Source organism: Pectobacterium sp. IFB5596, from assembly GCF_021432585.1.
In the GTDB taxonomy this organism is placed as follows: Bacteria; Pseudomonadota; Gammaproteobacteria; order Enterobacterales; family Enterobacteriaceae; genus Pectobacterium; species Pectobacterium punjabense.
Genome location: NZ_LXFY01000023.1, coordinates 201,329 through 225,096 on the forward strand (window position 1 = coordinate 201,329; position 23,768 = coordinate 225,096).

General features: G+C 51.9%; 18 protein-coding genes. 6 read left to right on the forward strand and 12 right to left on the reverse strand.

Annotated features, from left to right (window positions below; translation table 11 throughout):
• Positions 1-7: 7 nt before the first annotated feature.
• The 8 genes from fdhE to hutW form a co-directional block, all read right to left on the reverse strand.
• Positions 8-937 (reverse strand): formate dehydrogenase accessory protein FdhE, encoded by a 930-nt coding sequence (gene fdhE / locus A6301_RS14600; protein WP_107170519.1) that lies wholly within the window; start codon positions 935-937, stop codon positions 8-10.
• A 235-nt stretch (positions 938-1,172) separates the two neighbouring features.
• Positions 1,173-2,624 (reverse strand): PLP-dependent aminotransferase family protein, encoded by a 1,452-nt coding sequence (locus A6301_RS14605; RefSeq protein ID WP_107170520.1) that lies wholly within the window; start codon positions 2,622-2,624, stop codon positions 1,173-1,175.
• Positions 2,625-2,732: 108 nt separating this feature from the next.
• Positions 2,733-3,455 (reverse strand): glutamine amidotransferase, encoded by a 723-nt coding sequence (locus A6301_RS14610; RefSeq protein WP_107170521.1) that lies wholly within the window; start codon positions 3,453-3,455, stop codon positions 2,733-2,735.
• A 208-nt stretch (positions 3,456-3,663) separates the two neighbouring features.
• On the reverse strand, positions 3,664-6,093 hold the full coding sequence (locus tag A6301_RS14615; protein ID WP_107170522.1) for a membrane-bound PQQ-dependent dehydrogenase, glucose/quinate/shikimate family: 2,430 nt from the start codon (positions 6,091-6,093) through the stop codon (positions 3,664-3,666).
• Between the two features lie 359 nt (positions 6,094-6,452).
• Entirely contained in the window at positions 6,453-6,929 is a 477-nt protein-coding gene (locus A6301_RS14620; protein ID WP_233671856.1) for a YlaC family protein, read from the reverse strand.
• A gap of 181 nt (positions 6,930-7,110) precedes the next feature.
• A complete protein-coding gene (locus A6301_RS14625) occupies positions 7,111-7,740 on the reverse strand; it encodes an NAD(P)H-binding protein (RefSeq protein WP_107170524.1) in 630 nt (209 codons plus the stop codon).
• Positions 7,737-8,237 (reverse strand): heme utilization cystosolic carrier protein HutX, encoded by a 501-nt coding sequence (gene hutX / locus A6301_RS14630; protein WP_234258117.1) that lies wholly within the window; start codon positions 8,235-8,237, stop codon positions 7,737-7,739. Before hutX ends, A6301_RS14625 begins: the two co-directional genes overlap by 4 nt.
• Before the next feature lie 14 nt (positions 8,238-8,251).
• Positions 8,252-9,565, reverse strand: a complete 1,314-nt coding sequence (hutW, locus tag A6301_RS14635) for a heme anaerobic degradation radical SAM methyltransferase ChuW/HutW (RefSeq protein WP_107170526.1) — start codon at positions 9,563-9,565, stop codon at positions 8,252-8,254.
• Between the two features lie 408 nt (positions 9,566-9,973).
• On the opposite strand from hutW, the gene A6301_RS14640 reads away from it, so the two are divergent.
• On the forward strand, positions 9,974-12,157 hold the full coding sequence (locus tag A6301_RS14640; RefSeq protein ID WP_234258118.1) for a TonB-dependent siderophore receptor: 2,184 nt from the start codon (positions 9,974-9,976) through the stop codon (positions 12,155-12,157).
• An 11-nt stretch (positions 12,158-12,168) separates the two neighbouring features.
• Positions 12,169-12,990, forward strand: a complete 822-nt coding sequence (locus A6301_RS14645; protein ID WP_370642242.1) for a hemin ABC transporter substrate-binding protein — start codon at positions 12,169-12,171, stop codon at positions 12,988-12,990.
• Between the two features lie 57 nt (positions 12,991-13,047).
• Here the strand turns inward: A6301_RS14645 and A6301_RS14650 are convergent, their stop codons facing one another.
• The gene (locus tag A6301_RS14650; protein ID WP_107170550.1) at positions 13,048-14,640 is read right to left on the reverse strand and encodes an ABC-F family ATPase; all 1,593 of its coding nucleotides are present in this window, start codon (positions 14,638-14,640) and stop codon (positions 13,048-13,050) included.
• A gap of 117 nt (positions 14,641-14,757) precedes the next feature.
• On the opposite strand from A6301_RS14650, the gene A6301_RS14655 reads away from it, so the two are divergent.
• From A6301_RS14655 to treC, 4 genes are all read left to right on the forward strand, one after another.
• Entirely contained in the window at positions 14,758-15,654 is an 897-nt protein-coding gene (locus A6301_RS14655) for a PhzF family phenazine biosynthesis protein (RefSeq protein ID WP_234258119.1), read from the forward strand.
• Between the two features lie 14 nt (positions 15,655-15,668).
• Positions 15,669-16,229 carry a GNAT family N-acetyltransferase gene (locus A6301_RS14660; RefSeq protein WP_234258120.1) on the forward strand — a complete coding sequence of 187 codons (561 nt, stop codon included), beginning with the start codon at positions 15,669-15,671 and terminating at the stop codon, positions 16,227-16,229.
• A gap of 572 nt (positions 16,230-16,801) precedes the next feature.
• Positions 16,802-18,220 carry a PTS trehalose transporter subunit IIBC gene (treB, locus tag A6301_RS14665; RefSeq protein WP_107170530.1) on the forward strand — a complete coding sequence of 473 codons (1,419 nt, stop codon included), beginning with the start codon at positions 16,802-16,804 and terminating at the stop codon, positions 18,218-18,220.
• A gap of 65 nt (positions 18,221-18,285) precedes the next feature.
• On the forward strand, positions 18,286-19,971 hold the full coding sequence (gene treC, locus A6301_RS14670; protein WP_234258121.1) for an alpha,alpha-phosphotrehalase: 1,686 nt from the start codon (positions 18,286-18,288) through the stop codon (positions 19,969-19,971).
• Between the two features lie 176 nt (positions 19,972-20,147).
• On the opposite strand, the gene elaB is transcribed toward treC, so the two are convergent.
• From elaB to nuoM, 3 genes are all read right to left on the reverse strand, one after another.
• Entirely contained in the window at positions 20,148-20,459 is a 312-nt protein-coding gene (gene elaB, locus A6301_RS14675; protein WP_010295366.1) for a stress response protein ElaB, read from the reverse strand.
• 278 nt (positions 20,460-20,737) lie between these two features.
• Entirely contained in the window at positions 20,738-22,195 is a 1,458-nt protein-coding gene (gene nuoN, locus A6301_RS14680) for an NADH-quinone oxidoreductase subunit NuoN (RefSeq protein ID WP_205543007.1), read from the reverse strand.
• 6 nt (positions 22,196-22,201) lie between these two features.
• Positions 22,202-23,737: an NADH-quinone oxidoreductase subunit M gene (gene nuoM, locus A6301_RS14685; protein ID WP_205543008.1), complete on the reverse strand. Its 1,536-nt coding sequence runs from the start codon at positions 23,735-23,737 to the stop codon at positions 22,202-22,204.
• Positions 23,738-23,768 lie beyond the last annotated feature (31 nt).

Sequence of the window (23,768 nt, forward strand, 5' to 3'; positions counted from 1 at the left end):
AGATGGGCTATTCGATCGAACTTTCCGGGAACAAGAAAGGGTTGATGCTACTGCGAGAAAAGCCCTCTTCCTCCATTTTTACATCCAGCACCAGCGAAGCCAGATCGTCAGCGACGGCTTCTACACGGTGATCTTTTTCCTGGTATAGCAGCTTCAGATACGTGCCACAGTGACCACAGCTTTCCGCTTTGATGGCGGAGTTCTCGCTATCCAGTGACCAGTAATTCAGCTCGCTCGATTCTTCACAGTTGCTGCATTTCACCCGCACCATGTGCCATTCGCTTTCGCACAGATTACAGTGCAGATAACGCAGCCCGCTGGATGTACCTAACTGCACCACGCCAGAGACCGGAATACTGCCGCACACCGGGCAGAACTGGCGATGTTCACCGGGTACAGCACGAGCTTTACCGGGCAGCAGACCTGCCATCTGTGCCCAGAACAGCGACAGCGCAGCCCAGATAAACGGGGCTTTATCGTTGCTTTCGGCACGAAATTCGTGTTGCAGCAGCGCCGTTGCCTGTTCTTCCAACTCCTGCTCAGAAGCCTTTTCCAGATTCTCCAGCGTGGCTAACACCTGTCCGCTGGCATCCGGTTTCAATTCTTCAATCAACGCACGCAGTAGCGTATGCCAGTGCGCATCACGCGGGAACACGGCGATATCAAGCGGCGGGCGTTCGCCGGACTGCTTCAGCACGTCACTCAGGTCAATCTGCAACGGATGATCGTGCAACACCTTCTGTTGGGCTTCCACCACGCCTGCGGCGAAGGTGAGATAATCCCCCAGCGGGTGATCTTCAGCTAGCTGACGCAGACGTTCCGCACGGCTGCTGTACAGGCTTTTCAGATTGGCGAAAAGCAGCGGAGGGATATTTCCTTCCGACATCGATTTTTCATTCTGTTCTAACTGTTCCTGAGGAACAATACGAATACTCATCAGGGGGATTTTCCTGTTATTTACGTTGTCTATCCGATAGATTTCGGGATGCGGGAAGGCCGCCAGCGCGGTCCGAAAGATAGCGGGTATAGCTCACCTTTAGCCAAGATTATACCCATCATGCCTATCGACTTCCTGATTTCCGGCAAGGTTATGGCTGTTTTTTGCTATCAATAGGGTTGCTTCCCGTCATGACGTAGACAGTAGCAGAAAAGCAGCAAGCCGCTCCACACCTCTAAAGAGGTGCTCGTGTCAGACGTTCGTTTATCTGTGCCCGAATCAGCGCGGCTAACACGATCACGCTTTGTTCACAGCGTTCGTCCCATTCGTAGGAGGCGTTGAAGCGGAAATAGCCGTCGAATTGGTCACCAGTCGTGAACATTTTCCCCGGCGCAATGCTGACGCCCCGCTCCAGCGCACAGCGGTATAACTCCGTGCTGCTGACGCCTTCAGGTAATTCCAACCAGAGAAAATAGCCGCCTTGTGCATGATGAATGCGAACGTCACCCGGAAAATGCCTACGTAGAGACTGTAACGCCGCATGCTTACGCTGCTCCAGCGCCCGCCGCAGGCGGCGCAGATGGCTGTCATAGCTGCTGGTCGCCAGATAGTCAGCAATCGCCAGTTGCATCGGCGCACTGGTTGATAAGGTACTCATCAGTTGTAAACGCTGAATGCTGCCCGCATAGCTCCCTGCTGCCACCCAGCCGATACGAAATCCCGCTACCAGATTTTTAGAAAACGAGGAACAGTGCAAAATTGTCCCTTTTTTATCCAACGCCTTAGCTGGCAGCGGACGTTGCAGGCCAGTGTATAGCTCGCTATAGACGTCGTCCTCGACCAGTCCGACACCGTGTTTCTCCAGCATTGCCACCAACCGCTGTTTCTTCTCCCAGGACAACGTGTAGCCGAGCGGGTTATGGAAATTAGTCATCAGCCAGCAGGCTTTGATCGGGTAGTCATTCAATGCCTGCTGCAACGCCTCAAGATCGATACCCTGTTGCGGATCGGTCGCAATCGCAATGGCCTTGAGCTTAAGACGTTCAATCGCCTGTAGCGCACCGTAAAAAGCCGGAGATTCGATCGCCACGTAATCACCCGGTTCCGTCAATACCTGAAGGCTGAGATTGAGGGACTCCATCGCCCCCGCTGTAATGACAATTTCATCGGGCGAGACGGCAATCCCCTGCAACGCGTAGCGCTGGGCGATGTTCTTCCTCAGATTCTCGTTACCCGGCGGCAAATTATCCAGCGCACTTTGTGGCTGCATATGGCGGGCGACCGAGGCCAGTGAACGCGTTAACTGGCGCTGCGGAAAGAGCTGTGGATCGGGAAACGCCGATCCAAACGGCATCACCGTCGGATCTTTGCTGGCCTGAAGCACGTCAAAAATGAACGCGTTAACGTCCACGTCTTCGGTAAGCTGGACGCGATCCCGCCCGACAGGCGAATGTGAGCTGTCTATTGACGCCGGAGATAACCGCGGAGCCGCGTAGTAACCAGACTGCGGGCGCGACACGATTAATCCCTGACTTTCCAGCAGTTGATACGCGTGCAGCACCGTCATCAGGCTCATGCCCGCATGCAGTGATTTTTCCCGCAGCGAGGGCAGTTTGTCTCCCGGCTGCCAAATGCCTTCCTGAAGCTGCTCACGGATCTGGTGAGCGAGCTGTTCAAACTTTGCCATAGCACTAGGGTTTCGCTGGATGAGTATGTCATTATTTTCGGTTCGATCATCACCGATCGATGACGATCGAGCAGGATGTGTTATCGCTAGCCACGCTTCGAGCGAGGGCTATTTCGCCGCGTAGCACGCGACAAAATCCAGCAGGATCTTGCGCGCCCAGACAGGCTCTTGCGGAATATCCATCATCCGATCGACATCCCAACCGCCCTGCCGCAGCGCCGTTTCATTATGGCGCAGGCACGTCAGCATGATGTTCGCACTGAATTCGGGGTGAAATTGTACCGTCAAGACTTTATCGCTGTAGCGGATAATCTGGCAACCATCCATCTCTGAGCTCGCCAACACCTGCGCGCCTTCTGGCGCTTCCAGCACAGATTGTTGGTGGGTCAGGTAAGCGCCAAACTGCGATGGATAATCACGCAATAATGGGTCTTGTGCCGCGACTTCATGGGTTGTCACCACCTGAACGCCGACTTCCTTGCCGTTCGGGTTATCGCCTACTTTACCGCCCAGCGCATCGGCCAGCAACTGGTGCCCATAACACACGCCCAGCAGCGGAACATCCGCGTAATACGCCTCGCGCAGCCAACCCGCGGTGTATTCACTCCAGTCCAGCCGATCTGTGACCATCGACCACGAACCGGAGATAATCGCCGCCACCAGCGTATCAAACGGCGGCAGCGGTTCCCCAAGATCGGGACGAACCACCTGCACCGGCTGTGTTTTCCCTTCAACAGCATCGACAAACCATTTCCCTTGTTGCCCAACCTGAGACGCAATGCCTTCCGGCGGTTGACCCAACTGAATCACCAGCAATACCTTTTCGCTCATCGTCCTGTTCTACCTGTATTTGAAAATCACCCGTTTGATAAACTTTTCGTCTGAAAAACCACAGAATGCGGCTTCATCCACCTCAACGAACGTAGCACTAACCCAATACGATTCCTACCCAAGTCACACTCGGGATAGCAAAAGGCCACCTCAATAGCCGGTGGCCTTTCATCTCTACCGTTGCAACGGCAATACCGACGCTTCCGTATTATGGAAGACGATAGGCAATCACGTAATCTCCACGATCCGGTGAATTACGCGCACCGCCTGCCGAAATAACGACGTACTGCTTGCCATCAACCGAGGATTTATAGCTGATCGGCGTACTTTGACTTCCTACTGGTAGCCGAGCTTTCCAAACTTCTTTACCCGTCGCGCTATCAAACGCACGCAGATAGTAATCCTGCGTTGACGCGATAAACACCAGGCCGCCCTGAGTAGCAAGCGTACCGCCAATCGTTGGCATCCCAATCGGAATCGGCAGCCCCATCTTGATGCCAAATGGCCCCGTGTCTTGTACCGTACCAACTGGAACCTGCCAGGCGATTTGCTGCGTCTTTAAATCCACTGCCGTTAATGTGCCAAAAGGCGGCTTCTGGCAAGGGATCTCAATAGGCGACATAAAGCGCACTTTGGCATTAACCGAATACGGCGTGCCGTCCAGCGGAACCGGACGATCGATGCTGGCCGCTTCGTTCCCATCACTTTTCTTACCCTGATTCTCCGCCGACGTTGGTACGAGCTGAACTTCCAGCCCCACTCTCATGTCGTTGATGAACAGATAATTATTCACCGGATCGGTAGATAACCCGCCCCAGTTCATCCCGCCCAATGAGCCCGGCAGGTTAAGTGACGGATCGTGACCTGGTGGGGTAAACAGTCCGTTGTAGCGTTTAGACTTGAAGTGAACGCGGCAGAGCAGTTGGTCGAACGGTGTCGCCCCCCACATATCCGATTCCTTCAGGACATCGGCCCCAATTTGCGGCATGCCAACGGAAACAGGCTGAGTCGGCGAATACACTTCGCTTGGAATTTCTCCCTGTTCAACCTTTCTTTCTTCGACTTTCGTCAACGGTTTACCCGTCGCACGATCGAGAACGAACAGTTGACCGGCTTTGGTGCCGAACACTAACGCGGGTACGTTCTTGCCATTTTCGCTGGGGAAATTAACGAAAGAAGGCTGCATCGGCACATCAAAGTCCCACAGGTCATCGTGAACCGTCTGGTAGACCCATTTGACCTGCCCCGTGGAGGCATCCACCGCCACCATTGACGCACCAAATTTACGATCCAAATCGCTACGTTTGACACCCCATAAATCAATGGCGGCGCTTCCCGTCGGCATGAACACCGTATTTGACTGCGGATCGTAGGACATCGGCGCCCATACGTTAGGCGTCGAACGCGTATAGTTCTGACCCTGTGCTGGCTCTGTTGTCTCCTGCGGATTACCAGGATCGAACGCCCAACGCAGCTTGCCAGTAATTACGTCAAACCCGCGAACGACACCGCCAGGCATATCGAGGCTAACGTTATCCGCGACTCTGCCGCCAATGACGATGGTCGTCCCTGCCAGGGTAGGCGCTGACGTCGGATAATATTGCCCTTTATCGCTACCTTTGCCCATGTGATCGCTGAGATCCACCCGGCCATTGGTACCAAAATCTGGACAAAATGCCCCCGTATCTGCATCAACCGCAATCAGTTCCGGCGTCACGCTATTCATCAAAATACGACGCTGGCAAACCGCGCCGACTGGTACCGAAACCTGTTCAACGGGCGTAGACCCCGGAAGATCGGGCTGAGCCAGCGGCTGTGTGGCATCAAAATAGGCAAGGCCACGGCAGCGCATCCACTTCTTCTGCTGAGCACCAATCTCGGTTTTCCACAGTTGCTCACCGCTTGTGGCATCCACCGCAATAATATTGTTATGCGGCGTACAGAGGAACAAACGGTTACCCACTTGCAGCGGAGTCTGCTGATCTTCAGCACCACCACCGCCCGGACTTTGCGGCACATCACCAGTACGGTACGTCCACGCGACCTGTAGATCTTTCACATTATCACGCGTGACCTGATCCAACGCGACAAAGCGTGAAGCACCGGAGGTGTTGCCGTAACTCGTCCAGTCACGCTGCTCTTCACCCGGTTTTACAGGAACGAGCGGCAGCTGAGCGCCGGAAGAAGGCACTGGAGCATGAGGGACGAACATCCCACCGACTGTCGCAACAAAAGCCAGCGCCAATACGCCCGCAGAAAGCCCTGCCACACGCCAACCAGGTTGGTTGCCCGCGCGATTACGTAAGAGCGGTAGCGACAACGCGACCAAAATGGCAATCCCTGCCAGCGTGAGCAAGCGTGACACCAGAGGCCAGAAATCCAGCCCCACATCCCACAATGCCCATACCGCCGTTCCCAATAAGACGGCAGCGTACAAATAAGCGCCTACGACGCTTTTACGCCAAATCAGCACACCGGAAATCAGTAATGCTACGCCAGATACCAGAAAATATGGGCTCCCCCCCAAACCAATAAGTTTGGCGCCATAATAGGCAAAAAAAGCACCTATCGCCGTTACGATTAACCCCAAGATCAGCAGCCAAATACCCTGCAACTGGGACACAAGTGGTTTTGCCATAGAAAATTCCATCAATACGAGCAAACCTTGTCTTCACATCATTTGCCCCACATCTAACACGCTGATGAAGAAAGGAATGCATTACGTTAATGTTTTAGAAAAGCGAGAGCGTGGGTCGAGAAACCGCATAAACATGCTGGATATATCGTTTCCACCCCACTTACATAGCGTAGATGTTTTTTAAAGGGTCACAATCATATTGCACTTTCTTAATAAGAAAATAAAATTTCTATAACATTTGGTTTCGTAAGGATTTCCCCACCGCCGGATGAAAATAGCTGAATAGTGGAATAAGAAATAGATGGAAATATAAACAAGCGTAACGCTATATAAAGATAACGTTGACTGTTTTATATCATTCAGAGAGAGGGCTGTTGGCGATAAGCCAGCGAGAAAATATCGTAGAAATCAACATCGCCTTTCGTGCGTTGAATCTTCTCTATCCCCGCTTTCACGGCAGGTGGCACCTGCTCGTTACGTAGCAGTTTATCCAATGTGTCCTGCGATACATGGCGGATCGTAAACCACTCACCATTGTAGCAAACGCGTAAATCCAGCGTATCAATGTCCTCAAAGCGGTAGGTCGGATTAATATCCATTGAGAGTGCCAGCGACATCACCAACAGGAAGATGGTAAAACCAATCAGGTACGGCAAACCAAAATAAGGCGCGTAAAACAGGATCATCGCAACCGGCACGTAACTCACCAGCATCGCGGCAAACAAATAGGGATGTGACTGCATGAATTTGCGGCTAAAACGTATTTTATTATCGCGTTTTTCTTCCCGATTAATACGTTCGATCTCTTCAGTCAGAAGGCGTTTTACTTCATCCATCGTCATCACCATCATGCATATAAAAACTGTCATGCTTTAACAAAAACACAACACGGCTGGCGTTGATTAGAACATAGCCATACCAGAGATAACAGATACAGTTTTCGACAGATTGACTATAACAGTTCGTCTGATGCCGGGATGAACGATCCCGACAACATGGATGACGACATCACGAAAATTACGGAATGGCAGGCATCGTGAGATCGGGATCGATCAGATTGTAGATGTGATTACCGAACACGGGTTGTTGCAACAATTTATCAACCGCCAGCGCCACATCCCAGCGAGAGACTAATCCCAGCGTGGCCGCACCTTGTGTCAGCTGCGCATTGTGCGTCGCGACCACATCCAACAGGCCACCGGGACGAACAATACAGTGATCCAACGTACTGCTTTGCAACCAACTTTCTGCCAGCGATTTCTCACGTACTGCGAAACCAAACGCCGCTCTGGCGCGTGGCGACAGCTGTGGCCAACTATCGCCACAGCCCAGCGAGGTCACCAGCAGCATACGCTTGATACCCGCCTGTTCTGCACCGTCGATCACCGTCCGGTGCCCTTGATAATTTACTGTACCGCCACCCATCGTCGATACCACAATAGCGGACGGCCCAGCAACGCGACAGGCTTCTGCTACCGTTTCCGGGTCACAGGCATCACCCTCCACCACGGTCATCCCCTGTTCACGCCAGTGTTTAGCCTGCTCAGGGTTGCGTAATACCAGTACTACCGCCTGCTCGCACTCAATCGCTCGCTGTAATAAGCAGGCGCCGACCCCATTGCCTGCGCCAAAAAGTAACCATGTCATACCTGCTCCGGTTGTAATTCATTCGCCAGCGCGCGGAACGCCTCAACCTGAGCGCTCAGCAGCTGGCGGTGGCTGTCTCGTCCAAGGAAGATTTTAAACATCGCTGCACCGCTGGCATTAAAGAACACCACGGAGGCTGTGTCCATCCCCATGAACTTACGTTCAATAAACGCAATATGCTGGCAGCTCGTCGCGCGGATATGTCCGCTCAGGCCATTTTTGCCACGTAAATTAAAATAACCGTGACGATGCGTCCCGGTTGGCAGCTCGCTCTTAAACTCCAGAATCGCATCCGCCGTGTGGCTAATTAACGTCACTTCACCCCAAGTCGCAATCGTGTCCCACACCTGATCGAAACGATCGCCCGTCACCAGCGTACGCTGAGCCGCAGGCAGCGCCTCGACGACGGCAAACAGCGAAGTATTATATTTTCCGGCAATCTCTTCCAATGTGCCATCAGGGTTAGTTGCCAGTAATTCATTCAGTGTCATGGTCATGGTTGCGTCTCCGGTTAGTGCGCATGCTCTTCGGCATTAAGTTGAGGGATAATTTGTTGTAATGCCTGCATCAGGTTATTCGCCCAGAAGCGGCCATCGTTAGTCAGGCGCAGGCAGGTGGAATCGTCACAGGTTAGCCCCGCCTGATGCCACTGACTCAGCAAGGGCTGAAGTTCGCGGGCATGCTGGGTAAGCTGAGGCAGTTTGATACGGCCGACTTCAATGCCCGCCTGAAGCTGATGCTGCCACGGCCCGGTAGAACTGGCTGGCGTCATCATCATGATCGGTTTTTGCCCCTGATCGATCTGCTGATAATAGCGCTCCAGACTCCGCTCCATCATGTAGGCTTGGCCGTTTAAATTACCGCCTGCACCGCTTCCCATCGCCAGACAGTCTGCACCTTGCTTAATTAACAAATTGTACAAGTTACGTTCACGGGTGGTACGCGCCCAGTGGCTGTTGCTAAGCTGGTGCCAGCCCGCATCCGCGAGAAATGCTGCACCCGTCCGGTAAAAATCACGTCGAGCGACCACATCAGGCAGTGCAACACGCTGGTTTTCAGCCGCTTTCGCCAGCGGCGTCGTTGGTAACAGATTAAGCGCATACAGATCGACGCCGTCTAGCGCTAAATCGCTGACGATCGCCAGATCTTCGCGCCAGATCTCCGGTGTTTGTTCCGGCAGGCCAAACATCAGGTCGCATACGACCGCCGCCCTGTCGCGTTCACACAGTCGCTCAAGGAAGCGAATTGATTGTTGTTTATCTGAGGTGCGTGCCATGCGCTGACGAATACGAGTATCAAACGTCTGAATCCCAATGGAGAAGCGGTTCGCTCCCGCATCCAGACAGGCATCGATCCGCTCATCATCAAAATCCATCGCCCGCCCTTCTACCGTGATTTCACAGTCTGGAGCCAGCGGCAGAGAGGTGCGGATTGCGCGAATGATCTGCGATAGTTCATCAGCTGCCAGCGCCGTTGGCGTACCGCCACCAAAGTAAACCGCATGAATAGGCGCAGACTGATGCAGCGGGCTGTCCGCTTCCATCGCCAATTCCTGCAACAAATAGCGCGTATAGGTCGCGGTACTGTCATCACGCAGTTTGTTCTGGTAAAAGCCGCAGAACGTGCAGTGCGTGGCACAGAAAGGAATATGCAGATAGAGCAAGCGCTTACGAGCAGGCAATGTTTGCTGCTTCAGCGCCTGCCAACCGGCTGGAATGTGTTCTGGTGAAAGTGGCACATGGTTGCGCCAAGGCATTGCCATACGTCGGGCACCAAAAGGTTGCTCACCGGGCTCGGCATAATACGGCGTCAAATCGATGTTCATTAACGGCCCCCAAATAATCAATAAAATAAATTAAATGATAATTATTTTTATTTGGCAACCTGCCCGACGGGCAGAAAGGAGGCGGGTTATTCTTTCCGCATCATTTTCTCTTTAAATTAACCGATTTGCTTATTTTGTTTAAAATTTACCGAGTTAATAAACACGGTTAATTTTCATTATTTTCATAGTATTAATCCGCCACACCACTTTTAAATGTTAAATAAATGAAAACAAAAACCACTACATTAAAGTTCGTTAACTTTACAGCCAATAAAATATTGCAAGTCCTTATTTAATAAGTAATGAGATTGGCGTCACATTTTAAAGAATTCATTTAAATTTAATTATTACCCCTTGCGCCCAAATGATAATGTTAATGAGAATCATTAACCTTTCAGAGAAGAAGCCATGAATAAAAAGGCCACACGCTGGGCGCTATTTATGCTGCCTGCTATTTATAGCGGCGCAATTAGTGCAGCTACAAACGATTTATCCATAAATAATTTATCCTCAAGCTATACGACGACAAACAGCGATGAAATAACCGTTATTAGCGCAGGGAGAACGGAACAGAATTTATGGGAAAGTCCCGTCACGATGCAGGTTGTCGATAATGAAAAACTGAATAAATATACCGGTGATTCTATTGCCGAAGCGCTGCGTGATATTCCCGGCGTCGATATTACCGACACCGCATTAGCAGGCCGTAAACAAATACGTATTCGCGGTGAAGAAGCCTCACGCGTCTTAGTGTTAATTGACGGACAAGAAGTCACTTATCAACGCGCCGGACCTAATTACAGCCTCGGATTATTAATTGATCCTTCTTATATCGAACGTATCGAAGTGGTAAAAGGTCCTCATTCGGTATTATATGGTTCACAGGCTATCGGTGGCGTGATCAATTTTATTACCCGCAAGGGCGGAGACAAGCCGCTGAGCGGAAAAATCAAAGCCGTTTATGACAGTGCAACCGCAGGCTGGCAGGAATCAGGTTTAGCCTACGGCTCTATCGGTAATTTTGATTATCGCCTTAGCGGCAGCTATAGCGATCAGGGCAACCGCAGCACGCCGGATGGTCGCCTGCCGGATACGCATTTCCGCAACAGCGGCCAGTCCGCCTGGCTCGGCTATCGCCTTGACGATCATAAATTCGGCCTGTCGCTGGACAGCTTCAAACTCAGCACGCAGACCTACACCGATTCGGATGAATACGACAGCTTCAGCGTGCGCATTCCTGAACTGGAAAGAAAGAAGGTCGGCCTGTTTTATGACTGGCAGATCGGCGGCGATGTGCTGAAAAACCTGCATCTGGATGCCTATCAGCAAAATATCAAACGCGAATTTCGTAACGATCTGTCACAGAGCGGTAATCCGCTCAGATATGAAGGCATGGCGCTTTATCAGGGCAAAATGGCGATGAGCACAGGCACCGACGACAAGCAGACCAGCCGGGGATTAACCTTACAGGCGGATATCACGCCATTAGCCGGACACATGCTGATCGCTGGGGGACAATGGCTCTCCGATGTCGTGAAGCAAAATGCCTTCTCTGATGTTCATGTCAACGGCTTTGCCTCTCCTGTTCTCCCCGTATCCCTGTCAGTCAACCCCAGCTCGGTATCCAATAACCACTGGCGGCAGAACAGCTGGGCGCTGTTCGCACAAGATGAATGGAAAATAACGCCGGACTGGACGTGGACGCTGGGTGCACGCCAATACTGGGTTGAGTCGCTCTCCTACGGAGGACAAAAAACAGGTTCAATAACAATGAACGGTATGGTAAGGCCGAACAACAGTACGTCCGCGGCCGCGAAAGAAAGTGATAGCACATTAGTCACCGCCAGCAGCCTGCGCTATTCCGGCTTTGACAATATCCAACTGCGCGCCTCCTTTGCGCAAGGTTATGTCTACCCTACCCTGACACATAAATTTTACGACACGGCGGCAGGCGGAAGCACCACTTACGGAAACGCCAACCTAAAGGCGGAAACGTCGGATAACTATGAAGTCGGCATGCGCTATAAAGATGAGAGCTGGCTGCTGGACAGCGCTATTTATCACTCACGCGCCAAAGACTACATCACCACGCTGAACTGTGCCGGTAACGCGGTCTGTTCTGGCAGCACGAACAGCAGCAGCCGCTACTACGCCAACGCCAACCGTGCGACCACGTACGGAATGGAAATGTATGCGGAATACCTCGGCTGGGCACTGTCTCCTTACGTTAACGGCAACATCATCCGTCGTGAGCTAGAACTGCCGACCCGCAGCACCTATCGCACGGGTGAACCCACCTTTACCGGCAAAATCGGACTCAAAAACATCACGTTATTCGAGCGCATGGAGCTGGAATCAGATCTCTACTTCCGAGCAGCCTCGCGCGCGAAGGATGAAACGGCAGATATCGCCGTCCAGCACAGCGGCTGGGCAACGGCCAATCTGGAATTCACGAGTACCTTCGGCAGCGAGAATCAGTATCAAGTCACGCTGGCATTGAACAACCTACTGGATAAACGCTACACCACCGCGCACGAAAGCATTCCTGCATCCGGCTTCAGCACCGCGATTGGCGCGGCGTTCTCATTCTAAGCATCATGATGATGAAGGCGCTTATTGTGTTAATGCTCTTCGGGCTGTCTTCCTTCAACTGCGCGGCTGAGCCGCGCGTGGTGATTGCCGGTGGTTCGCTGGTGGAAATCGTTTATGCGCTCGGCGCAGGCGATACCGTTGTGGGCGTCGATCAGACCACCACCTATCCACCACAAACAGCAACGCTACCCAAAGTCAGCAACTGGCAACAGTTGACGAGCGAAGGGATTTTGTCGCTGCACCCAACGTTGTTGATGACCTGGCAGGATGCCAACCCGCCGCAGGTACTTAATCAGCTTGAGCAGGCTGGCGTAACGGTAGCCCGTTTTACCCGCACGCCCAGCACGCCAGCGCAACTGCTTAGCAATATTCGTCAGGCTGGAGCGTTGCTCAATCGCACGGAGGCTGCCGAGCAATTGGCCACTCGTCTCTCTCAGCAGCTCAGTGCGGTATCAGAGCAGCTAGCAACGCGGAAGGATCGCGTCAGCGTTGTGTTTCTGCTGAGTGTCGGCGGCGGTGCAGCGCAGGTCGCGGGGAAAAATACCGTAGTAGATAGCCTGATCGCGCTGGCAGGCGGAAAGAATATTGCCACGCATAGCCAGTATCGTATTTATGGCGGCGAGGCGATGATTGCGGCGAACCCAGAGGTAGTTGTGGTGACCACACAAAGTGTGGAAAACGGCGTGGAGGCGCTAGCGGCCGTGCCCGGTTTAACGCAAACCGCAGCCTGGAAAAACCAGCGTATTATCGCGCTCGATCAGGCGATTTTACTGGGAATGGGGCCGCGCGTCGCCGAAGCGGTTGAAGCGCTGAATCGCGGATTTTATCCTTAACAAAACGAATATATCCCCTAGATAACACGGCCTCAATAATGAGGCCGTATCACACACTTACTGAATACCCTGACTGCGCAGATAATCTTCATAGTTGCCGGTGAAATCGATCACTTTATTTGGCGTAATTTCCAGAATCCTGGTCGCCAACGAGCTGACAAATTCACGGTCATGAGAGACGAACAGCAGCGTTCCTTCATACATTTCCAGCGCCATATTCAGCGATTCAATGGATTCCATATCAAGGTGGTTGGTCGGTTCATCCATCACCAAAATATTTGGACGCTGCATCATCAGTTTACCGAACAGCATGCGGCCTTTTTCACCACCGGATAACACCTTCACTTTCTTCTTGATATCATCCTGGCTGAACAGTAAACGGCCGAGTATGCTGCGCACGGCTTGCTCGTCGTCTTTTTCCTGTTTCCACTGGCTCATCCAGTCAAAAACGGTCAGTGTGTCATCGAATTCGTATTCGTGATCCTGCGCGTAGTAGCCAATTTTTGAGTTTTCAGACCATTTCACCGTACCGCTATCTGGTTCAAAATCACCGACCAGCGTTTTCAGCAATGTCGATTTACCGATACCGTTGGCACCCAGAATAGCGACTTTCTCACCCACTTCGACCATCAGTCCCAGCTTGCTGAACAGTGGGCCATTATCAAAACCTTTGCTCAGCGCTTCGACTTCCAGCGCATTACGGAACAGTTTCTTATCCTGATCGAAACGGATAAACGGGTTTTGACGGCTGGACGCTTTCACTTCATCCAACTGGATTTTATCGATCTGGCGTGCACGCGATGTCGCCTGCTTGGATTTAGAGGCGTTGGCGCTAAAGCGGCTAACGAACGATTGCAGTTCGGAAATTTGCGCTTTCTTCTTGGCGTTATCGGCCAGCAAACGCTCACGAGCCTGCGTCGCGGCCGTCATGTATTCGTCGTAGTTGCCAGGATAAATACGCAGTTCGCCGTAGTCCAGGTCCGCCATGTGCGTACAAACCATGTTCAGGAAGTGACGGTCATGCGAGATGATGATCATGGTGCTGTTACGCTCGTTCAGCACCTGCTCCAACCAGCGGATAGTATCGATATCCAGGTTGTTGGTCGGTTCGTCGAGCAGCAGGATATCGGGATCGGCAAACAGCGCCTGCGCCAACAGGACACGCAGTTTCCAACCGGGAGCAATCTCACTCATCAAGCCATAGTGCTGCTCAACAGGAATTCCCACACCCAGCAACAGTTCACCCGCGCGTGACTCTGCGCTGTAACCATCCATCTCACCGTATTGCACTTCCAGATCGGCGACTTTATAGCCGTCGGCTTCGCTCATTTCAGCCAATGAGTAGATGCGATCGCGCTCTTCTTTTACCGCCCACAGCTCGCCGTGGCCCATAATAACAGTATCCAGTACGCTGTATTTTTCAAACGCGAACTGATCCTGACGCAGTTTACCCAGACGTTCATTAGGATCGAGGAAGACGTTACCGCCGCTCGGCACCAGATCGCCGCCGAGAATCTTCATAAATGTAGATTTACCGCAGCCATTTGCGCCAATCAAACCGTAACGGTTGCCGCCGCCAAATTTAACGGAAATGTTTTCAAACAACGGCTTGCTGCCGAACTGCATGGTGATATTGTTGGTACTTAACACAGCACTTATACTCGAGTCGGAATGTGATTTGGCGCGCATTATGCCACAAGCGCGCGTCAGGATCGCGGTTAGTTTTGAGTAATATTTAATCGATAGCGCATACAGGAGAGAAATGCGATGCCTACAGTACGTCGTTTCAAACAGGTCGATGTTTTCACCCAGCAGCCTTTCAAGGGCAATCCGCTTGCCGTCATTATGGAAGCGAATGGGTTAACCGATGCGCAAATGCAGGATATCGCGCGTTGGACAAACCTGTCAGAAACCACGTTTGTCCTGCCTGCTACCGATCCTCTGGCGGATTATCATGTTCGTATTTTTACGCCAGAAGCGGAAATGCCCTTTGCCGGACACCCCACGCTAGGCACGGCACATGCCCTGCTGGAAGAAGGATTGCGCCCCAAATCTCCGGGCCAGTTAGTGCAACAGTGCGGCGTTGGCCTAGTCCCAATCAATATCGGTGATGACAAGAGTCTGGCGTTTCACGCACCGCAGGCTACCATTGTGCCGTTTGACGATGAACACACGCCGCTGCTGGAAAAAGCGCTCGGCATAACCGGTCTTGGTAGTGCTCACATCGATAAGTGCTATCCGCCTGCCGCCGTATATATGGGCATTCGCTGGCTCGTGGTTCGGGTCGATAGCGCTGACACCTGTCTGAACATCATACCGGATGCAGACGCGCTCTCCGCCGTGCAAAATCTCAGCCAGACCAACGGCATCGCCATCTATGGCCCGCACGATAACGCAACGCCTGCCGATTATGAAGTTCGCACATTCTACATTGAATGCGGCCATCTTAAAGAAGATCCGGTTACCGGCAGTGCCAATGCCTGTCTGGCAGCGCTGCTTCGCCAGCAGCACTCTACCAATAACGTCACCGCACCACTCAGCTATCTGGCTCGACAGGGCACGATGCTGCACTGCGATGGCCGCATTACCGTGACTTACCTGAACGATGAACCATGGATCGGCGGACACAGCGTCACAATCGTTGACGGGACGTTACAGTATTAGAAGGGAGAAGTTTTATGGAAGCACCACTGGCAGATACGTTATTTACAGATAAATTGTATCAATTAAGCCATCAGCCCCACCTACGCTTAACAATACAGGAAGAGAGCGATGCCGATGCGATCTTTACCCTGATCCAACAGGAAAAATCGCGTCTGCGGCGGACGTTGCCCTGGCCGGATTCTGTCAAGACCGTCGATGACACGCGTGAAACCATTCGCGGCAACAGAAAGGAATTCTTCGCCAAAACGGCAGCCGTGTATGTCATCCGTTGGGACGACATGCTAGCGGGCATCGTCTCTTTCAATGCGATTAAGAATAAAGAAGGCATCATCGGGTATTGGATCGCAGAAGAATTCGAAGGTAAAGGCATCGTTTCTCAGGCCGTCAGTACACTGATAGCAGCCTATGTCGATGCCAGCCTCATTGAGCGCTGTATCATCAAAGCATCAACTGCCAACACACGTAGCAATGCTGTCGCCCAACGGCTTGGTTTCCGTTTTCATCACATGGAAAAAAAGGCCGAGAAGATTAGTGAGCAGTGGTTCGATCACAATATTTATCACTATTCCGCCTGACACTGCCTCGTAGTGTATTCCCTCACCTGATTCGCTGCTCTATCGGGCGCGCATCAGGTTCTTTTCACGCCCGGAACATTCCATTTGCCAAGTCGTTATATTTTTGTGACTAATATCACAAAAATGTTGAAATCCAATTTCATCTCCGCTACCATTAAAAACGTGATGAACATCACACTTAATTAACCCGTTAGAGGAGTCTGAAAATGACTATGTTTCGTAAAATCAGCAAATTCTTCAAAAGAGTGGGAGATGTTTATGTCAGCTACTGTGAACGTATTGGGTCAATCATCAGCCCGTTCTGATTGTGATGTAAACAATCTCTAAAGCCGCCTCTACCAGGCGGCTTTTGTTTTTCTTGCGCCCCTATTCTTGTTTATCTTCCTTTCTTTTTTGTCTACCCGCACAGCACAGATTTGTGCAGCACGCCGCATGCCTGAACATTCTCTTTTAAAAACAGCCCAATGCATTTCTCTCTCACGGCAAAATCACCATTAACAGACTATGCTTTTCTGTAGCTGTACTTGCTTTGCGTCCCCGACGTCTGCGCTAAAAGATATAAGGACATGGCTATGAGTAAAGTGAAACAACAGGATATTGACCGTCTGATCGAGCTAGTCGGCGGGCGTGAGAACATCGCAGCGGTTACACACTGCATCACTCGCCTCCGTTTTGTCTTGCACGATGCTTCCAAAGCGCATCCCAAAAACATTGAAGAAATGCGAATGGTGAAAGGCTGCTTCACGAATGCCGGACAATTTCAGGTCGTGATCGGCACTGATGTAGACGAGTATTATAAGGCGCTGCTCGCCACCACGGGCAAAGGTGAAATCAATAAGGAAGAAGCCAAAGTCGCTGCCCGCCAGAATATGAGCTGGTTTGAACGCAGTATTTCACATTTTGCCGAGATCTTTTTCCCGCTGCTCCCCGCACTCATCAGCGGAGGTTTGATCCTCGGGGCGCGTAACGTTATCGGCGATATCCCGATGCGAGACGGGCAAACGCTGGTACAGCTCTACCCAACCTGGCAAACCGTCTATGATTTCCTCTGGTTATTGGGCGAAGCCATCTTCTTCTATCTTCCTGTCGCCGTCTGCTGGTCAACCGTGCGTAAAATGGGTGGCACGCCCATCCTCGGTATTGTACTGGGTATCACGCTGGTGTCGCCGCAGTTGATGAATGCCTACCTCATCGGCCAACAAACGCCGGAGGTGTGGAATTTTGGCTGGTTCACGATTGAGAAGATAGGTTATCAGGCACAGGTTATCCCTTCCGTATTAGCCGGGATGGCGTTAGCGCTGATCGAAACACGGCTGAAAAAAATCGTACCGGATTACCTCTATCTGGTGGTCGTGCCCGTAACGTCGCTCATTCTGGCTGTTTTCCTGGCACACACGTTGATTGGTCCGTTTGGTCGCATGATTGGCGATGGCGTCGCCTGGGCCGTTAAAGCAGTCATGACAGGCAGCTTTGCCCCCGTTGGTGCTGCGCTATTTGGATTTCTGTATGCACCGCTGGTCATCACAGGCGTGCACCAAACCACGCTGGCGATTGATATGCAGATGATTCAGAGTATGGGCGGCACACCTGTCTGGCCACTCATTGCGCTGTCCAATATTGCGCAGGCTTCGGCCGTCGTTGGGATAATACTCGTTAGCCGGAAAGCAAACGAACGTGAGATTTCTGTCCCTGCGGCAATCTCAGCCTTTCTTGGCGTGACCGAACCGGCCATGTACGGGATTAACCTGAAATACCGCTTTCCAATGCTATGCGCCATGGCAGGCTCCGCTGCCGCCGCACTTATTTGCGGCCTGTACGGCGTAACCGCAAATGGTATCGGCGTGGGAGGACTGCCGGGCATTCTCTCCATCAAGCCGCAGTTTTGGGGGATCTTCGCCATCGCCATGCTGGTTGCTGCCGTCATTCCAATTATGCTGACATCGCTGGTCTATAAGCGGAAAATCCGCAATGGCACGCTAGAACCCGTATAACCGTCCCAATATCTATTCAGCCACGTCTGTTGAGCCGTGGCTATAGCGCTACAGGAGGATTTTTCATGAGTACGTCACTCCCCTGGTGGCAAAACGGCGTAATTTATCAAATCTACCCGAAGAGCTTTCAGGACAGTACCGGAAATGGCACTGGCGATATCGCTGGCATCACTTCCCGACTCGATTACCTGCAACAATTGGGCGTCGATGCGATCTGGCTGACTCCAGTTTACCTCTCTCCTCAGGTTGATAACGGCTATGACGTCGCCGACTACTGCGCCATCGATCCAACCTACGGCACCATGGCCGATATAGAAACGTTAATCGCCGAAGCACATCGACGCCGTATCTATATCGTTATGGATATGGTGTTCAATCATACATCTACGCAACACCACTGGTTCCAGAATGCTCAGGATCGCCGTAGCCCCTATCGCCATTTTTATATCTGGCGTGATGGGAATGACGGCACACTGCCCAATAACTGGCGTTCAAAATTTGGCGGTTCAGCCTGGCAGTGGCATGCGGAAAGCAAGCAGTACTATCTGCACCTGTTCGCCACCGAGCAAGCTGACCTGAATTGGGAGCATCCGCGTGTGCGGGATGAACTAAAACAGGTCTGTGAATTTTGGGCGGATAAGGGCGTGGATGGGCTGCGACTGGATGTGATCAATCTGGTTTCCAAACTGCAGGATTTACCATCAGATGCACAGGGCGATGGACGCCGTTTCTATACCGATGGTCCCCTGATTCATGAGTACTTGCAGGAATTCAGTCAGGATGTTTTTCAGCCCCGTGGTTTGATGACCGTCGGTGAAATGTCATCGACCTCATTAGATCACTGTCGCCGCTACGCGGCACTGGACGGCAGCGAACTCTCCATGACGTTCAATTTTCATCATCTGAAAGTTGATTATCCGAATGGGGAAAAATGGGCGCTGGCGGAACCTGATTTTATTCAGCTCAAGCAGATTTTTAATCACTGGCAACAGGGTATGCACAACCACGCCTGGAACGCCTTGTTCTGGTGTAATCACGACCAGCCTCGTATTGTGTCGCGTTTTGGTGATGAAGGTGAATTCCGTGTGCAATCCGCCAAGATGCTGGCAATGCTGCTTCACGGTATGCAAGGCACGCCCTATATCTATCAGGGCGAAGAACTGGGCATGACGAATCCCGGCTATACGCAAATTGAACAATATCGCGATATTGAAAGCCTGAATCAATTTGCCGAACAGCGCGACCGCGGTCAGGCAGATGACCACATATTAGCGATCCTCGCCAGCAAATCGCGCGATAACGGTCGTACGCCAATGCAATGGAATGACAGCAAGCATGCTGGATTCACGACCGGTACGCCGTGGATAACGCCATGCACAAATTTCCCCGACATCAACGCAGATCAGGCGCTCTCGGATAAAGCGTCCGTCTTCTATACCTACCAGCAGCTTATCGCTATGCGTAAAGCACTTCCGCTGCTGACGCATGGAGACTACCAGGATTTGCTGCCTGACCATCCCACTGTCTGGTGCTATCAACGTATCTGGGAAGGACAACGACTTCTGGTTTTGGCAAATCTCACTAAACAACCGCAGCGCTGGCAGCCACCAACGGATACCCATGACCACCGCTGGCGACTGTTATTCAGCAATTATTCTGATGCACAGCCCCAGCCCGCCATTCTGGTACTACGCCCATTTGAGGCCATATATTGGGTACAAGGAATGCAGGAAAAAGAGGGAAAGGTTTAGAGGGTATCAACTATCAGGTGAGATGTAGCGGGTCATCCCGCTACATTGTCAATGATCTAACATGAGCTATTCGGCCGTTTACACTGATATCAATCGGCATTGTCGCAAGGGATGACAGAGCGATGTTCTCAGCGAGTTTTCGTTCTCAGGGACATTCCAACTCAGTGTGGAAAAAATTAGCGCTTAGCCAGCAGCAATCCCAATACCAGACCGACGGTGGCACCAATACCAATACCGTGCCACGGTTTGTCATGTACATAAACATCGGCTTTGTCGGCCACCTGCTTTGCACGTGCATAATAGCTGTCAGTCACGCCGATACGGGCTTTAACTTCGAGTAGTGCTTTTTCCGCCCCCTTCTTCAAATCAAGATAGGCTTGGTCTGCCTGATCGCCCGTATAGCGCAGCACCTCATCTAACGTCTCGGACAGAAGTTTTAAATCATCATCGACACGAATTTCTTCAGGCTGTTTTTTGGTTGCCGCCATAGAGTGCTTCCTTCTGTTATGAGAAGTCATTGGTTATGAAAAACCATGAGTTATAAATCGTTGTCTTCTTAACTATAGACAATTTTTCCTGACTTCTACGGCTTCAGCAGACCAGATCATTCCTAAAACGCATTTTGCTTCCATAAAAAAACGCAGGGAGCGTTTTTCAACGTCGCTTGCGACGGCCCGAAGGGTAGCGAGCAGGAAGCTCACCATAAAAAAACGCCGTTGATTCTCATCAACGGCGTTTCATGACTCAAGCAGACTCTTGTCAGTGGTTACATCATTGGCTGCGCCAACTGCACCAGAGAGATAAGCGGTTGCGGGTACAAACCAAGGAACAGCACCGCGATGGAGGAGATCAATACGACCACACCGCCAGCCGTTAAGGCCCAATTATTTGGTGTATCACGCTGTAGCTGTTGAGGCGCATTCAGGAACAAACTGACCATCACACGCAGGTAGTAGTACAGGCCAATGGCGCTACCCAGCACGACGGCACCGGTCAACCACCACAGCTCAGCATTCACGCCGACAGCCAGCACGTAGAATTTGCCGAAGAAGCCCAACGTCATCGGGATACCAGCCAGAGACAGCATCATCACCGTCATCACCGCAGACAGGATCGGTTTATGCCAGAACAAACCACGGTAAGAGAACAGTGAATCAGCATCCGGACCACGGTACGGGCTGGACATCAGGCTAACCACACCAAACGCGCCCAGGCTGCTGAACAGGTAACCGACCAGATACACGCCTACGGTTTCCAGCGCCAGTTGATGGCTCTGAACCGCAATCAGGGCAACCAGCAAATAGCCCAAATGCGCGATGGAAGAGTAGCCGAGCAGACGTTTGATGTTGGTTTGCGATACCGCCATCACGTTACCGAACAGGATCGACGCGAATGCGATGATGCCCAGCACAATTCTGACGGATTCGCTGTCAGCCACCGGTGCGTACAGGAACAAACGCATTACCGCACCGAAAACCGCAATTTTACCGGCCGTCGCCAGAAACGTAGACACGGGTGCAGGTGCGCCCTGATAGACATCAGGCGTCCACAGCTGGAACGGAACCAGAGACAGTTTGAAGCCCAGACCAACAATCATCATCCCCAGACCTGCCAACAACAGCGGCTCATGGATTTGGTGATCGCTCAGGCTCTTACCGAGGCTGGCAAAGCTCATATCGCCCGATTCAGCATAAATCAGCGCCATACCAAACAGCAGGAAGGAAGACGCCGCCGCCGACAGCAGCATGTATTTAATACTGGCTTCCAGCGAACGCTTCAGACGGAAAGCATAGCCGACCAGGCCAAACAGCGGCAGAGAAAGCAGTTCAATACCAATGAACAACGAAGCCAGATGATTGGCACTCGACAGCAGAATCCCACCTAAGGCAGCAATCAGAACCAGCAGGTAGAACTCATCACGGTTGTCTGGGTAGCCTTGCAGCCACGGATAGGCAAACGTGCTGGTTGCCAGACTGGCAAGCAGAACCAGCCCGGTATAAAACATCGAGAAGCCATCAACACGCAGCAGCGGCGTCACGTCCGTTGGGCCAACCTGACCGACAAAGTACAGTGACAGCAACGCAATATTCAGGCCGATAACCGTCATGGTTGCGTTGACAAAATGGTTGCGTCGCCACGCAATGCACAGCATCACAACCACTACCGTCAATCCGACGATCAACAGCGGCGATAGCGCAATTAGTTGTTGAAGAGTTATTGTCATGGCGAATTACGGCCTTGTTGTTGAAATAATTGAATCTGGAGCAGACGACATAAACCACTGCTGGATATTTGACATCGCGGCACTGGAGGTATCCAGAATCGGTTGCGGGTAAACCCCTAACAACACCAGTAATACCACCAACAGCAGCACGATAGACAATTCGCGGATCGACATACCCTTCAATGGCTCATCAGATTTAGGCGTACCGTAATAAGCACGCTGGATCATGATCAGTGAGTAGACCGATGCAAATACCAGACCGAAGGTTGAGATCACCGTAATGACTGGCACAACCTGATAGCTGCCGAACAGAATCATGAATTCGCCGACAAAGTTACCCGTGCCCGGCATACCCAAGGTTGCCACAGCAAAGAACAGAGACAGTGCAGGCAAGAACTTCAGACGCGACCACAGGCCACCCATTTCACGCATGTCACGGGTATGCAGACGCTCGTACAGTTGACCACACAGAATGAACAGACCCGCAGCGGACAACCCGTGCGCAATCATCTGAATCACCGCGCCCTGATAAGCCAGTTGATTACCGGAATAGATGGCAATCATCACGAAGCCCATGTGGGACACAGAGGTATAAGCAATCAGACGCTTGATATCCGTCTGTTTAAACGCCAGCCACGCGCCGTAGAAGATACCAATCACACCCAGCCACATAGCAATCGGAGCAAAGGCATGAGAGGCATTTGGGAACAGCGGCAGGCTAAAACGCAGCAGACCATAGGCAGCGGTTTTCAACAGAATACCCGCGAGGTCAACAGAACCTGCGGTAGGAGCCTGACTATGCGCATCCGGCAACCAGCCGTGCAACGGCACGACAGGCATTTTTACGGCAAAAGCGATGAAGAAACCCAGCATCAGCAGATATTCGACGCCATATGACATTGGTGTCTTCAGCAGGTCTTCGTAGTTGAATGTCCAAACGCCAGTAGCATTGTGATGCACAAAGACCAGCGCCAGGATCGCAATCAACATGATCAGACCGCTTGCCTGGGTATAAATGAAGAACTTAGTCGCCGCCGTAATTCTGGTTTTACCGTCAGAGCCTTTATGCCCCCACAGTGCAATCAGGAAATACATCGGTACCAGCATCATTTCCCAGAAGAAGAAGAACAGGAACAGGTCAATGGCAAGGAACACACCAATCACGCCGCCCAGAATCCACAGCAGATTCAGGTGGAAGAACCCCTGATAGCGTTGAATTTCATTCCAGGAACAGAGGATTGCCAACACACCCAGCAGCCCCGTCAGCACGACCATCAGCAGTGACAAGCCGTCCAGCGCGAGGTGAATACCGATGCCAAAGCGCGGTATCCAAGGCACAAAGTATTCAACCTGCCAGTCTGGAGCGCCTTTCGGTGCTACGAGTGAATAACCGCCTTGCAACCACAGTTGTAAAGACAGTGCGAGTGTCAGCCCCATTGCAATCAACGCTATCCAGCGCGGTACTTTCGTACCAAAACGCTCTAACTGCCAACACAGCAGACCGCCGATAAAGGGGAGAAGAATTAGCCAAGGTAGTAGCATGGCGTTTTGTGTCCCTAAATTAAAGAAATCT

Excerpts from the sequence above, each read along its gene's own strand:
- hutX (WP_234258117.1), bottom strand. The coding sequence starts at position 8,237 with ATGACCATGACACTGAATGAATTACTGGCAACTAACCCTGATGGCACA.
- nuoM (WP_205543008.1), bottom strand. The coding sequence starts at position 23,737 with ATGCTACTACCTTGGCTAATTCTTCTCCCCTTTATCGGCGGTCTGCTG.
- elaB (WP_010295366.1), bottom strand. The coding sequence starts at position 20,459 with ATGGCGGCAACCAAAAAACAGCCTGAAGAAATTCGTGTCGATGATGAT.
- A6301_RS14615 (WP_107170522.1), bottom strand. The coding sequence starts at position 6,093 with ATGGCAAAACCACTTGTGTCCCAGTTGCAGGGTATTTGGCTGCTGATC.
- A6301_RS14660 (WP_234258120.1), top strand. The coding sequence starts at position 15,669 with ATGGAAGCACCACTGGCAGATACGTTATTTACAGATAAATTGTATCAA.
- A6301_RS14610 (WP_107170521.1), bottom strand. The coding sequence starts at position 3,455 with ATGAGCGAAAAGGTATTGCTGGTGATTCAGTTGGGTCAACCGCCGGAA.
- A6301_RS14645 (WP_370642242.1), top strand. The coding sequence starts at position 12,169 with ATGAAGGCGCTTATTGTGTTAATGCTCTTCGGGCTGTCTTCCTTCAAC.
- A6301_RS14655 (WP_234258119.1), top strand. The coding sequence starts at position 14,758 with ATGCCTACAGTACGTCGTTTCAAACAGGTCGATGTTTTCACCCAGCAG.
- A6301_RS14620 (WP_233671856.1), bottom strand. The coding sequence starts at position 6,929 with ATGGATGAAGTAAAACGCCTTCTGACTGAAGAGATCGAACGTATTAAT.
- hutW (WP_107170526.1), bottom strand. The coding sequence starts at position 9,565 with ATGAACATCGATTTGACGCCGTATTATGCCGAGCCCGGTGAGCAACCT.
- A6301_RS14640 (WP_234258118.1), top strand. The coding sequence starts at position 9,974 with ATGAATAAAAAGGCCACACGCTGGGCGCTATTTATGCTGCCTGCTATT.
- fdhE (WP_107170519.1), bottom strand. The coding sequence starts at position 937 with ATGAGTATTCGTATTGTTCCTCAGGAACAGTTAGAACAGAATGAAAAA.
- A6301_RS14625 (WP_107170524.1), bottom strand. The coding sequence starts at position 7,740 with ATGACATGGTTACTTTTTGGCGCAGGCAATGGGGTCGGCGCCTGCTTA.
- treB (WP_107170530.1), top strand. The coding sequence starts at position 16,802 with ATGAGTAAAGTGAAACAACAGGATATTGACCGTCTGATCGAGCTAGTC.
- A6301_RS14605 (WP_107170520.1), bottom strand. The coding sequence starts at position 2,624 with ATGGCAAAGTTTGAACAGCTCGCTCACCAGATCCGTGAGCAGCTTCAG.
- nuoN (WP_205543007.1), bottom strand. The coding sequence starts at position 22,195 with ATGACAATAACTCTTCAACAACTAATTGCGCTATCGCCGCTGTTGATC.
- treC (WP_234258121.1), top strand. The coding sequence starts at position 18,286 with ATGAGTACGTCACTCCCCTGGTGGCAAAACGGCGTAATTTATCAAATC.